Genomic DNA, 13674 nt, shown 5'->3' with positions numbered 1-13674 from the left:
TGCGGGTCTGCTTGCGCTTGTCGGCGTACTCGGCATCGGCGAAGGTCATCTGCTTCATCGGAAAACTCGGTGAGTGGAGTCCGGGGATTTTGCCAAAATCAGGAAGTCTTCTTCAGAGTTTCCTTAGCAAGCTGGAAGTCACTGGCATGGACACCCTGATCGAGGAAAACCCGGACGGTTTCGTGGCTCAGCTCGTGAGCCAGGATGGATCGCTCGAAGAGACACCGGAATCGCTCGTGGCCTTGTTCGGACTTTGCCAGAGTGAAGCCTACACACTACAGGTATTGCTCGAACAGACGACCTGCAGTGTGACTGACCTTGACGCGGTACCGACCTTGTTATGGGCGAAAATCATGATGGCGGGACGTGTTCGGCCTGTGGGTAATGCAGCTTGGACGTACTTCAATCGGGCTCTGATAGCTGACAAAGAATCCGCAGATTTCGTCGATTTGGGCGAGTCGGCGTTGGATAATTTCGCGGAGTTTCTCAAGCACAACGCTCAAGAGTTGGCTGAAGAGTTGTGGCAGGACGCCAGTCGCAACGCTGGCTTGCAGACTTTCCTCGTTCGCACGCCGCAAGTCGAGAATGCAACCCTACGAACGCTTTTCTCGAAGGTGGTGTTGAGCCCAAGCGTTGTCATGGACACCGCGGCGCCTCGCAATCGGTGGGCGATGTTCGCCAATGGTGACATGGTCGAGTACAGGGAGGAAATTCGGGCCTTCATTGCCGATCACGCTTTCTCTTATCTAGGGGCTTACCTCATCCGCCGGTGGGGCGTCGCCCGTGAACAGATGGACATGTCGGCGTTGCCGGTGTCGTTGGCCCTTGAACTGACCAACGCACAGGTGTGCTCGACTGCTGAGAGCATCAAGATATGGTCGGGCATTCCTTACGACGCCTATGACACGTGCGACGGTGCCGTTGAAGCATTGGCTAGAGCGTGTGATCACGCGGCCCGAGATGGATTGCGGTTCCCGGAGGCCTACCTCCCGACGCTGCTGAAGTTGCTCCCGGACGGGGCGCTCTCTAGAGAGCAAAGGATCAACATGCTGATCCATGCTCTCTCGATGGGCTGCAGTTGGCCAGAAACGGCTGGAGTATTGCCGCTCGTGGGCGAGGAGTATCAGGCGTTACTCAACAAACGGCGCGTGAACTTGCCGGCTCATGATATAGATCGCCGGCTGATTGATGCCCTCGCTGCAAGAGGTTTTGTGGGGGCTATTAAACCCGAGGCCAAGTGCATCGTGGTCTGGAGCAAGCGTAACTGAGTCTTCAACGGGCTTATCCGCCTGCGCATCTCGGCCTGTCTATGAAGCCTAGGATTGTCTATGGCAACTGGAGCGAGCGATTCATAAGCCGCCCTATCAGGCATGCTTGGTTGCACCGATGCCATTTTGATGGCGCGCATCTTCATAAAATGGAGGGTGAGGTGTAGGATCGGGCTCTATGCGGCAGTTACCTGCATTTCTCCTCGACGTGCAGGGCTTTTGACGCCTGCGCGCATTACTTCTGGCAGCCGGAAGCCAAGCAGCACGACCTTTTTCGATTACCTCGTTGAAATGAACTCCAAGCAAGGAATGCAGCAACATGCCAACCGGCAGCGCGATTATTATTGGAGTCAATCCGAGAGAAGCAAATCTCAAGCGAAAAGTGCGAGAGCATTTGCACCACCTAGGTTTCACGAGAACTCAGGAAGGGGCCTTGTGTCCGCCTGGAAATGGTAAGGAAGCGATCCGTGCCTTGCATAGTGCCCAACGCGAAGAACGGCTCAGCGCCAGCGAACGTTTTATTGCCCGCAGCACTGCCAAACTGATGTCATATTTTGCAAGTGGCTGCGAGGTTGTACCGGAAAAAATTTCCCCGGTGCTTGAACGTGTGTCGTCCGGCACGTGGCAAAGTGACCTCTTTCGGCTGGCGTCACTGTCCTGGTCCGTCCCTGTTTCCAACGGCTTTGGCAGGCGCTTGCGTTACCTTGTCTGGGACCAGGCGAATGGCAAACTGATGGGATTGATTGCCATCGGTGATCCGGTTTTCAACCTTGGCGTCAGAGATAAATTCATTGGTTGGGGTACCGCGGACAGGGCTGCCCGGCTGGTCAACTTGATGGATGCCTATGTCCTGGGAGCGATCCCACCTTACAACGCCTTATTGGGCGGTAAGCTGGTAGCTTGCCTGCTTCGCAGCCGGGACATTTATGATGATTTTGCCACCGCCTACGGCGGTTCTACGGGCATAATCTCGCAAACCGAAAAAAATGCGCGTCTGCTAGCCGTCGTGACGACCTCATCGATGGGACGCTCCGCAGTCTATAACCGATTGAAGCTGGATGGTACGGAGTACCTCAAGTCCATTGGCTTTACCGGTGGCTGGGGACATTTCCATATACCCGACTGGTTGTTTATTGAGCTTCGCGACTATCTCCGCGAGCTCGACCATCAGTATGCCGACCAGCACGCCTTCGGCCAGGGGCCAAATTGGCGATTGCGCACCACGCGTGCGGCCCTGAAGGCACTGGGCTTCAAGGACGACCTGATGCGCCACGGCATCCAGCGCGAAGTCTTCATCTGTCAATTGGCCGGCAACGCCACAAAGCTCCTCCATGGCGGCAGTGGAAAACCGGACACCCAATCGCTGTTGTCGGTTGGTGAAATCGGTGAATTAGCGCTCAATCGTTGGATGATTCCGCGTTCAAGGAACAGACCCGAGTTTCGCGGTTGGAACCCGGTGGATCTCATTCACTTGTACGGCAGTCAGGCGTGCCATTTTCCAGCAACGAGCCGCGGAGCCACTGAGTCGCGCTGCATTGTCGGTTTACGCGGTTAACTGCGAAGGAGATGAGCGATGGATTGCGCCATAGATCCGGTCATGAATAAACCGGTTACCGCCGATACGGCGTTACGCACTGGCTATTACATTTGTTCCTACTGCCGCAAGCGGGTCGGGCTACGTTCGGGGCCATCGCGAAAAAACTACTTCGCCCATTGGCGCGGCGTGTCCTCCAGTTCTTGCGCCTATTTCATGTCGGGGCCAGTAAGCCATGTCAATCATGACAAGGTTCAACCATCGCTAACGCGGCAGATGGAGTTACGGCTGCTGATAAAAAAAGGCCAGAACGCCGGGGCCTGGTGGATTGAATTGGTCCTGCCCCCCTGTCGAGCGTGTCATGCCTTCGTCAAACTCGATGTCGGTGGCAGGGTACAAAAGCTCGATATGCGCGGGATGGACTCAGGCTTCAGGGTCATGGCTGAACCCACGGCGAATGACTACAGGATCATGTCTTTCGAAGGCAAGCCGGACCCTTCATTCGTCGCGGGAGTTGCGCAGACGTGCCCGGGTTTACCAGCGTCGGGTGCGGCCGCTTTCACTGCCATTGGTCGAGGCACCGAAAGCGGATTTCCCCGCGCCCAAGCATTAAATCGCTGCGAAACCTACGCCCTGTTATGGTCGGCACCGGTGACACGGGAATTCCCTGAGGAACTGTTGGTGGACAGGCTCAAGCCGCGGCAGGGCTGGAATTTGGCGCTGGTCACCGTGCCGGAAGCCCCCTCAGACGCCTGCATCAGTTGGCTGGAAGCCTTCACCCAACTGAGCTTGATGCCGGCGGCGCCCGCGATCACCACCATCTGGCCGTTTCTAAGCCGCAACGCGAGCATCAATACGGTTGAATACATCGAGTCCGACGCGGTCATCCTGGCCGCTCATAGGATGCCGGGTGGCCCGCAGGATGGCGGACCAACCTTGCAAGCCGTCAATCAGCGTGATCGCATTTCTGCAACAGCCCCCGATCGATCACCCGCGCTATTCACCGTGATACGCGCTGGAAGCGATGAATTCAGGGTCGGCAAGAGCGGCCATCCGGATGTCGACAAGTTTTTTTCCAAGAGCACGTCGCTGGGGCGAAGCTTTAAACACGCTACTGTGGACCTAGTCTTCATTGACGAGCGTGGCGAACGTCTCGTTGCCTCATTACACCGCAGGCAAAGCCAATCCTATGTGGTGGCCACGCGAGCGGGGGAACTGCACTTTGACTCCCTCACAATGCCGAGAGGGGCCAAAGGCAGGCTGAAGGTTGTCTCACCCAGTGGGCATAAGGAATACCACCGACTGACGTCTAGCGAAGTGTCGGCTGACCACGCACCACATGAATGCCAGATGCCGCCGGCAATGAATAGTCTGCTCAAACAATACCTCACCGACCCGCTATACCAGCTGTATTTGGATTTTGGCGGGTTGGGCCGCTTGGCCATCGGGGCTACGCAGCCGCTGGCCAACCCCACACCTGCTTTGCTGTCGCTTGGGCGGTCCTTGCGCTTGCGTCTGCAGAGCTTTCTATCCCAACTGCACGTCGGTGGGGTAACCGCATTCTCTGGCAGTGATCAGGCATTGGTCAGCGCGTTTGGCGCATCAGTGCCTAGGCTGGAGTTGCTCCCTCACTACCGTCAACTGGCGGCTGCTGTGCGCGCCTGTGGATTTGATATTCGTCATTCAGGGAATGGGGTCTCGCGATGAGCTACCTGTACAGCAAAGAGGCACGAGGGCGGATTTCGGCATTCGGGGTCACGATAATTACCGAGTTCGTCGAAGAGGTACCCCATGCCTTTCGCAAGTCGTTCTTCGATCGTCAAGCCTCGATCCCCGGGTTTAGGCGCGGATCGCCGCCAGAATTTAAGGAGAAACAACGACGGTTGATCGGGCATCTGGTGCATCCCCAGCCAGGTCAGAAAGGGGAGGCAGACTGGCAAGCTTTCGCTAGCCTGTGGGTGGCGTGGGCAAAGAGCCGCTTGGACAGCGCATTTCCCGCAGCAGACAAGTCACCCCAATCGGCGGACACAGGCGCTGGCTTCTTCAAACGATTAGCCGAGTTGTACCCGGACGCCCCTCGGGAAACGGTCGAGCGGCTGGCCGCGTACAGCGGTTTCGCCGAAGACCCGGCGATGCTGGCAGCCCTGAACAGCTTTCATCCGGCGTCCACCCTGGCCAGGGATCGGATGATCGATGGCTTGCCGGGGCGTTTGGATAAAATCGAGGGTTATTTTGAGCTGGCCGAAGCGGCGGCAGAGGAGACCGCTGAGCGCATCGACCAGTTGGAAGTGACTGCCACTGCAACGACCGAAGCGGTTAAGCAACTGACGGGCAGCTTCGTTGGTGTTGGCAATGATGTCGAAGCATTGCGTACTGCGCTGCACAGTGTCACTGACCGCTTGCAACAACTGAGCGAACTGGTTCATTCAACGACCGGGGCGCAGCAAGAGATATCGCAAGCGTTAGCGCACTCAGTGCTCCAGGGCGAGCACATGTCGACTGCGCTGGACTCCCTCGCTGTTCAGGTCGCCGACCTGGTGGCTGAACGCCCGCAGGTTCTGGCGATCGAGGAAGCACTGACCACCCTCGGTGCGCGCATTCCCGACTGGGAGGTCACGGTAGCCACCATAGCGGCGTTGCGCGAACGCCTCGACGACCATGATTTGCGGGTTGCCAAACCACGTGACGAGACCAGTGGCCAGGCACGCGTCCGCTTGATTGAGAACGAAGCAAGCGGCCCGTTCGTTGAGGTCGGCTCTGTGGACGTTGCCTGGAAGGTCATCGCCAACAACCTTCAGGCATGCGGTGTAGTTAAGAACGATGCCAATAGTTACGCACGGCATATCCTGGCAGCAGTCATCTCCGGCCAGTTGATTCAGTTCAAAGGATCAACTGCGGACTTAATTGCTGATGCCGTGGCAGCAGCCGTAGGGGGGATGATTTTCCATGAGTGGCGGGTTCCCGTCGGCCTCCTGTCAGAGGATGCCGCGACCGACTGCCTCGAAGTCGTGATCGAGTCGTCTGGATGTCTGTTGCTCAAAGGGGCCAACCGCTCTGCGTTTGAGGTGTATGGCAGTGTCATCCGCGATCTTGTGGCGCGTCGTCAGTTCACCCTGACGGTCGATACGCGCTTGGTTCTTATTGCTTCTTGGACTCACGGCCCAGCGGCATTTCCAGACGGCGGTACGTTGTCTGAACTCGGGCCCGTGTTTGATACGGATGAATTCGCTATGCGGGGGGTATCCGCCCAGGTGCCGCTGATGCAGTTTGGCCAACGGGTTGTGGATGACTGGAAAGCCCTGCACGGCCCTGCTGAGACCACACTGTTGGCTCTACCGAGCACGTTGAGGGAGCGCCTTGCACAGGTGGATTTTATCCCAGGGAATCTTTGGCTGCGAGTCGCTGACCGGGCATACGCCCAATTGCGACTCCTATCATCAGGCCCTTCGGAGCGAGCGCTTCATGCGGTGCTGAAGCAGTGGGCACTGCCATGGGCGCAATCCCTCGGGGGACCGGTCGAGGCACTAACGCGCAGCGCCACCGAGCTCCTGAGTGAAATCGACGTGCAAACGGTCCAAGCGGAGCGTGTTGAGTGAAGTGGCTAGGGAGCGATCGCGATGCCGCTCGGAAAACTCTGGCAACCGGCTTGGGCTGTAGAAGTGACGGTGAAGAATTGAGGATCGCGGCCGTAGCGGAGTGTCTTCGGGCCGCATCCTATCTGTGTTCTGCCCCCAGTACGGATCGGGAAGCTTGGGTGCCGGCGACCACGCTCAGTTTGACGAGTCTGGTTCGCCGGCGTTTGCTCCCCTTGTGGCCCACTCTCGACGATGAGCAAGCCGCTGAACCGGGCGTCAAAGCGATTCTGGAGAACCTGGGAGAGCTAGGGGATCTGGTGCGACTCGACGGAGGACGTTGGCTAACCCCCCCGCCACAGGCGATCAGAACCGGAGGCCCGCTGGCCGTGATCACTGGCGGTGGGCCTGCACAAACTTTTCCCTGGTCAATCACGATGCGTGGGGCAGGGAGGCTCAGACTGATCGACATCGATGCCTGCGCAGGACGCATAGACCTCTGGGAACCACAGGAATGGATTGGCGCGCCGCTCGAAGGATTGCAGGAGTGGTCGATCCAGTTGTTGACAAGTGCCAAGGCGCAACTGACACCTGCGACTAGTGAGCTAGCGGACGTTTCAATAAGGGCTAGTGGCAAATGGATCGCACTGCCTGTTTGCGCGACCGCAGAAGGTCTCTTCCTTGCCAGATGCCGCACAGGTCCACGGTTTGAATACTTTGTGGTACAGGTGTCGCGAGGGCATCTTCGGCAAATGACGGGACTGCGACGGGAAGAGGCGAGGCGCTTGCAGTTTCACCTCGACGCACAAGCCGGCTATCCCATGAAAGTTCAAGCGCATGTGTCGCAATCACAGGTTCGACTGCGCCTGAATCGTCATTTGCCGCGGGAAGAGGCACGAGCGCTTCTGCTGGGCTGGCAAATATCGTCGCCTGGCGGTGCAGGGACGACCGAATATGTGATACCGCGTGAGATGTTTCCGCTCCTGCGTCAAGCACTTGCCGGGTTGCGCGTGGACCTGACAGAACGCCCGATTGCAGAGGGAAGACAATAATGGGGGGATTTCAATGAATGAAGCATCGGGTGTTCACGAGACAGCGAAAAGTTTGGCCGATAGCCTTCGACAATACATCGAAGCCCAATACCATATTCGTGATGAAGGGCTCGTCAGAGAGCGTCATGCTCTGCTGCTGCGCTCTGAAACTATTGTCCAGACACCTTATGTGGAAGCGACGACAGTCTACAAAATAGGCGATCCGTTCGATCAACTCGCCATTCCGAGGATTGCCTCCGATACGCTAACCCAGTTGTCGCTCATGGGGCTCGGGCTTTACCCTCGTCCCTACGAGCACCAATCGCAAGCGCTCACGGCTTTTTTAGGTGCCGAGGCCGCGGACCTGGTTGTTGCAACGGGTACCGGCTCTGGCAAAACCGAAAGTTTTCTTATGCCAATCATTGGTCAATTGGCGATTGAGGGCCAGGAGCGCCCCCAGTCAGCACAGTTGCCGGGTTGTCGGGCACTGTTGCTCTACCCCATGAACGCCTTGGTCAATGACCAGTTGGCGCGGATCCGACGCCTCATAGGAAATACTGAGGCATCGTCGATCTTGACTCAAAGCCGCTCCCAGCCGATCCGTTTCGGTAGCTATACCGGGCGCACCCCGTACCCTGGAGAGCGCTCCAAAGAGCGCGACGAGCGCTTCATAGAGCCGCTGTTTGAAGAGTTTTATAATAAAGTGGCCGTGAAGCCTGCCGTGAAAGACGAGTTGGTCAGGATCGGGCGCTGGCCGAGCAAGGACTTGGAGGGGTTCTACGGCGCCGCAGCCATTGAAACCAAGACCTATGCATCAGGGAAGAAGAAAGGCGGCAACTTCACCAGAAAGCATTGGGCAGGCCGGCTTGAGACCCAGCCCACTGATCGCGAGATGATGACTCGCCATGAAATGCAAGCGCGTTGTCCCGAGCTATTGATCACCAACTACTCCATGCTCGAATACATGCTCATGCGACCTATCGAGCGCAATATCTTTGATCAGACGAAGGCTTGGCTCAAAGCGGACCCGCGCAACGAGTTTATCCTCGTTCTGGACGAAGCGCATATGTACAGGGGAGCCGGTGGAGCCGAGGTGGCTTTGTTGATCCGACGTCTTTGCGCGAGGCTCGACATTCCACGAGAGCGCATGCGATGCATCATGACCAGTGCGAGTCTCGGACCCGCAGACACCGCCTCGGTTGATGGCGAGCGTTTTGCGCGGGACTTGACGGGCTTGGCCGACGCATCGCCACGACGCGTCAGGGTTATCCAGGGGACACCGGAGCAACGTTGCGTATCACAGGCAGCGCCAGCAGCACATCTTGAGGCGCTGGCAGATTTTAATCTGGACGATTTTCAGCGTTCGGCCGAGGACTTAAATGCGGCGACTGAAGCTGCGGCGCAACTCGCCCATCGGCTCGGCTGGAGCCAACCACCGTGCGGGGATCATGCTGCGTTTCGCAACTGGTTGTTCGAACATCTCACCGGATTCGAACCGCTAGAAAACTTGATCACCGAGGTATCAGGGCGTGCGGTTCGACTAGACGATCTGAGTGATCGGCTGTTTGGCAGACACCCTGCGGTCGATGCGGAAAAAGCCACGGACACGCTTTTAGCACTGGGTAGCTACGCACAGCGGAGCACGGATGGGCGGGTGTTGCTCCCGACGCGCCTGCACCTCTTCCATCGCGGGTTGCCTGGCCTGTTCGCTTGCGTAAACCCTGTCTGCTCCAAGCGCTTAGGCCATCATGACGGTCCCACTATCTTGGGCCGTCTGTATACGAAACCTTCAACCCAGTGTGGCTGCGAAGCCAATGGCCGCGTGTATGAACTGCTCACACATCGTGACTGCGGAGCCGCTTTTTTACGTGGTTTTGTAAACGAGGACCAAGACTTCGTTTGGCATCAGCCCAGTGGGCCGTTATCCGACGGTTCGGTTTCTACGCTGATGCCGATAGAGTTGTGCGTGGAGTACGCGATCCATCCTCGCAGTCGACATATCGAGAAATGGCTACATATGGCCAGTGGCAGGCTCTCTGATGAACAGCCGAGCGATGAAGCCGGGTTCCGGAAGGTCCGTGTACCGGACAAGGCGGCGGACGCAGGCAATCTCACTTTTGATCACTGTCCGGTCTGTACGCGTAAGATCAAAAACGCCAAAGATGCCCCATCGAAAATCATGGATCACCTCACCAAGGGGGAGGCGCCGTTCACTGCGCTCGTTCGGACGCAAATGGCGAAACAATCCGCCAGTCGAGCCAAAGATAAACGGCATCCGAACGCAGGGCGCAAGGTGTTGATTTTCTCAGATGGTCGGCAAAAGGCCGCTCGGCTAGCACGTGATATTCCACGTGATATCGAACTCGACGTGTTTCGACAGGCTGTCGCATTGGCTTGTCACAAACTAATGGATCTGGAAAAACCCGCCAAACCCACAGCCTTACTATATTTAGCCTTCCTTTCCGTATTGACCGAGCACGATCTGCCGATGTTCGATGGAGGTGATTCGAGAAGAGTCGAGAGCGCACGTAAATTATTTAATGACAATTATGATTCAGACCTAGTGGAAGCCATTGAAGCGAATTTTACGCCACAGGAAATCCCGGCGCGCTACCAGATTGCCCTACTAAAACTCCTTTGTGGCAACTATTACTCACTAACGGGGACAATGGTCGGCTTCGTTGAGCCAACCCCTCTGAAATTGCGAAAACTCAGCCAGCACTTGTCGAAGACCGGGCTCGCGATCAGCGAAGCGAACGTCCGTGAATTGGCGGTAGGGTGGATTGACTCGATGCTGCAGGAGTATGCGTTCGACAAGTCCATTGAGTCGGTCTATCGCTGGAAGGCAGCCGGTTATGCGAATTCGGCCTGGGGCAGCAACGGTCAGTTTGGAAAATCATTGAAGGAGCGTCTAACCAATCATTTCGGTTGGTCAGGTGAGGCAGTACAGCGCGTTGAAGCGATCTTCCGAGACCAGTTGGCGGAAGAATTCGAGGGCGCCTGGTTCCTGGTGCCTGACTCCTTAGCCGTTGTCGTCGACTTAGCCCACTGTTGGGCGCAATGCACTGACTGCACTGTGCTGATGCCTTTCGCCTTGGAAGGCAGGGTTTGTCTGGCGTGCGGCAGCGACGCAGCATCGTCTCTCGATCCAAAGAACAGCGAATATGTCACTGCTCGTAAAAACTTCTGGCGGCTTCCAGTAGCTAGGGCGCTAACGCCCGGAGCAGAGCTGTCCAACATGAGCGTCGAAGAACATACCGCACAATTGTCGAACCGTGACCGTAGCAGGGTGCACGCGACCACAGAGCTCTATGAGATGCGGTTCCAAGACGTGCTAATTGAGGATCGAGACCGCCCGATCGACGTACTCAGTTGCACAACGACCATGGAGGTAGGCGTCGACATCGGCTCGCTGGTGGCAGTAGCGCTGCGAAATGTCCCTCCGCAGCGTGAAAACTACCAGCAGCGCGCTGGTCGGGCAGGGCGGCGCGGTTCGTCGGTCTCTACCGTTGTCACCTACTCACAGAATGGTCCGCATGACAGCCACTACTTCTTAAACCCCGAAAGTATCGTGGCAGGTCCACCTCGGACACCGGAGGTCAAGGTCGATAATGCGAAAATCGCCCGTCGGCATCTTCACGCTTACCTGATCCAGACTTTTTTCCATGAAATCATGGCGCAATGCACCGGTGCGTTGACTGAGAAAAACTCATCGTTGCTCAAAGCACTAGGGCCTACTGAGGATTTCTTCTGCAGCACCGAGCAAACCGGTCCCACTCTGAATAGCTTCGAAGCTTGGGTGGCTCGTCGGGTCCTGGCCAGTGACGGCGATCTGCGCGAGTCCATTGTCGCTTGGCTACCGCCGGGATTGGATACCCGCGGACTTTCATTGATGGAATGGCTGGCTGATACCAGTAAGGGCTTGCTTGAGGAACTCAAGAAGCTGAGCACAACCGTCGAGGCGACTACGAGGCATGAAGGTCTCGCAGAACAAGGTATCCAGGACGGCGAGGATCCTCCACCAAGTACGGAACAGGCGGAACTTCTGGAGTTTTTGTTCTTTCACGGGTTGCTCCCGAGCTACGCGTTCCCGACCAGTCTTTGCAGTTTTCTCGTGGAAAAGTTGAGCAAAAACACACGAGAACGCTGGGAAGTGCGGACGGTGCAACGCCCGCAACAGTCGATAATCAAAGCCCTGAGCGAGTACGCACCGGGGCGCCTCATCGTTATTGACAAGAAAACCTATCGCTCTGGCGGTGTCTTTGCAGATCTACCAGCGGGTGTCGTAAATCGTGCAGTCCCTCTCTTCGAAAACAAAAAACCGCACACACACTGTAAAGCCTGCTCGTTTGTACGTGATCCCAATCGTTCAGGCAAAGAACAGATGAACTGTCCCGTCTGCGGCCAACAATTGGTGACAGAACAGATGATTGTGCCAGAGGTGTTCGGCCCGGAGAGCGCCGCGGATTTGCCGGAAAATGACCGCGAGCAGGAAATCACCTACGCGACGATGGCCCAGTTGCCGCAACCTGTCGATCCGGAGATTTTCCGCTTTTCCGCCTGTGGCCCGTATGCAAGCTATACCCATGCCATCGACCGCACGCTCGTCACCGTCAACCGAGGTAAGGAAGGCACAGGGGAAGGGGGCTTTTCAGTGTGCATGGAATGCGGCCATGCCTCAGTCTTTGATCAGGAGGCGAACGCGGGGCCACATGACCGCCCCTACAAGCAACTAGGTCCAAAAGGAACACCTCCGAAGTGCTCTGGGCAGTTCGCACGCGTGTTGCTGGGCCATCACTTCGACACGGACCTTCTACTGTTGCGCCTCAAAATCGCGGAGCCTATCGTGACCGACACGGTAAACGGGGTGGTGTTGCATATTCTCGAAGATGCCTTGCATTCACTTGCAGAGGCGCTGCGGCTTGCGGCCAGTCGGCATCGGCAACTGGATCTGGACCCTGCCGAGTTCGGTTCTGGCTTTAGGATTGAGCCTGCGCTGCAGGATGACACCCGTATCCTGGACCTATTTTTGTACGACACGTTGTCAGGGGGCGCAGGGTACGCAGAGATTGCAGCGCGGCACATGGAAGAGATTTTAGACTCCACTATTAATCTGTTGGAAAACTGCACATGTGAGGCCTCCTGCACAGAATGCCTCAACCACTTCCATAACCAACACCTTCGGCACCGCCTTGATCGGCATTTGGGTGCGATGCTCTTGCGTTACGCGGTACGAGGAGAGATTCCAGCCGGTTCATCGGCCACCGACCAGTTGGTAAAACTGGCTCAGCTTCGAGCCAGCCTTGAATTAGCGGGATATGCCTGTAGCGTTGGCCCGATTTCGTCTGCGCCTTTGCTGGTTGAACAACGTGGTAAAACGGTCGCGGTGGGCTGCTACCCAGGGCTTATTGATAACATTGAGCACCAGCAACCCAGCGTCAGCACATCAGGAATTCACGCGGTAATCGGCCTCAACGAGTACTTGCTACGATCAGACCTCGCGAACGCCCAGTTGAGAGTTCAAGCGCTTTTCAAAACGTAGTTTAGGAAACATAGCCACCCGCTCAGTCAGGCTCGGTGCGTGACTGGCGGGAGTGTTTTGTGAGAGCTCACCTGCGGCGGCGAGTCTGACATAAGCTTGGCACTTGGGCTTGCTTGGGTAGCTCGCTGATTTATTTCAGTCCATGATGAATCAGGGCACGCTCACTCCTTCCTCTCTGGGCGCCATTATCCGTAATAGCGGCATCCTCCAACTCTTTTGTATCCAAAGGCCAGATGTGACGAGTCTTGACGATTTCATAAACCCTACCGCTAACCAGCATTTCGTTTCACGGTCCGAGCAACGGCTGAACTCCTGCTCGAAAGATACCAGGTCAAAAAAGGCTGAGATCTATCGATTCTCGATTATTGATAGCAAAAAACCAATAATGAATCGCCCCGGGTTTCCTAGACACTCTCCAGGCTCGCTGCGTAACGCTTTTCAAACTCTACCGGTGACAGCTGATTGTTGAAACTGTGGCGTCGTTTTGGGTTGTAAAACATCTCGATGTAATCGAACACATCATCCCGAGCATCCTGGCGTGTAGTGTAGATTTTACGCTTGATCCGCTCCCGCTTTAGCAGCTGGAAAAAGCTCTCCGCCACAGCGTTGTCGTGGCAGTTACCTCGACGACTCATGCTGGCTACCAGGTTGTTAGCTTTCAAGAAGCTTCGCCAGTCTGAGCTGCTGTACTGACTGCCTTGATCCGAGTGGATCATCACCTCTTGCT

At 56.6% G+C, this 13674-nt stretch carries 6 protein-coding genes and 1 pseudogene; 6 read left to right on the top strand and 1 reads right to left on the bottom strand.

Going from position 1 to position 13674, the window contains the following annotated elements; genetic code table 11:
• The 6 genes and pseudogenes from AC19YR_RS23855 to AC19YR_RS23830 form a co-directional block, all read left to right on the top strand.
• Positions 1–1268, top strand: a pseudogene (locus AC19YR_RS23855) (P-loop NTPase fold protein); the annotation flags it as partial.
• A 319-nt stretch (positions 1269–1587) separates the two neighbouring features.
• Positions 1588–2823 carry a Druantia anti-phage system protein DruA gene (locus tag AC19YR_RS23850; protein ID WP_500600357.1) on the top strand — a complete coding sequence of 412 codons (1236 nt, stop codon included), beginning with the start codon at positions 1588–1590 and terminating at the stop codon, positions 2821–2823.
• An 18-nt stretch (positions 2824–2841) separates the two neighbouring features.
• Positions 2842–4509 (top strand): hypothetical protein, encoded by a 1668-nt coding sequence (locus AC19YR_RS23845; RefSeq protein WP_500600356.1) that lies wholly within the window; start codon positions 2842–2844, stop codon positions 4507–4509.
• The gene (locus tag AC19YR_RS23840) at positions 4506–6398 is read left to right on the top strand and encodes a hypothetical protein (protein WP_500600355.1); all 1893 of its coding nucleotides are present in this window, start codon (positions 4506–4508) and stop codon (positions 6396–6398) included. The genes AC19YR_RS23845 and AC19YR_RS23840 overlap by 4 nt, the downstream gene beginning before the upstream one ends.
• Complete coding sequence (gene druD, locus AC19YR_RS23835) at positions 6395–7426, top strand: Druantia-type antiviral defence protein DruD (RefSeq protein WP_500600354.1); 1032 nt, start codon at positions 6395–6397, stop codon at positions 7424–7426. Before AC19YR_RS23840 ends, druD begins: the two co-directional genes overlap by 4 nt.
• A 13-nt stretch (positions 7427–7439) precedes the next feature.
• Positions 7440–12947 carry a DEAD/DEAH box helicase gene (locus AC19YR_RS23830; RefSeq protein ID WP_500600353.1) on the top strand — a complete coding sequence of 1836 codons (5508 nt, stop codon included), beginning with the start codon at positions 7440–7442 and terminating at the stop codon, positions 12945–12947.
• Between the two features lie 404 nt (positions 12948–13351).
• Here AC19YR_RS23830 and AC19YR_RS23825 read toward each other — a convergent pair.
• Positions 13352–13674: IS3 family transposase (locus AC19YR_RS23825; protein WP_500600352.1), on the bottom strand; the 323-nt coding region annotated here is incomplete at its 5' end.

It is taken from the genome of Pseudomonas sp. MF08817 (genome assembly GCF_059862705.1).
The sequence above is the reverse complement of the archived record's forward strand: the minus strand, read 5'-3'. Positions and strand labels throughout refer to the sequence as shown.

Excerpts from the sequence above, each read along its gene's own strand:
- AC19YR_RS23850 (WP_500600357.1), top strand. The coding sequence starts at position 1,588 with ATGCCAACCGGCAGCGCGATTATTATTGGAGTCAATCCGAGAGAAGCA.
- AC19YR_RS23845 (WP_500600356.1), top strand. The coding sequence starts at position 2,842 with ATGGATTGCGCCATAGATCCGGTCATGAATAAACCGGTTACCGCCGAT.
- AC19YR_RS23840 (WP_500600355.1), top strand. The coding sequence starts at position 4,506 with ATGAGCTACCTGTACAGCAAAGAGGCACGAGGGCGGATTTCGGCATTC.
- AC19YR_RS23830 (WP_500600353.1), top strand. The coding sequence starts at position 7,440 with ATGAATGAAGCATCGGGTGTTCACGAGACAGCGAAAAGTTTGGCCGAT.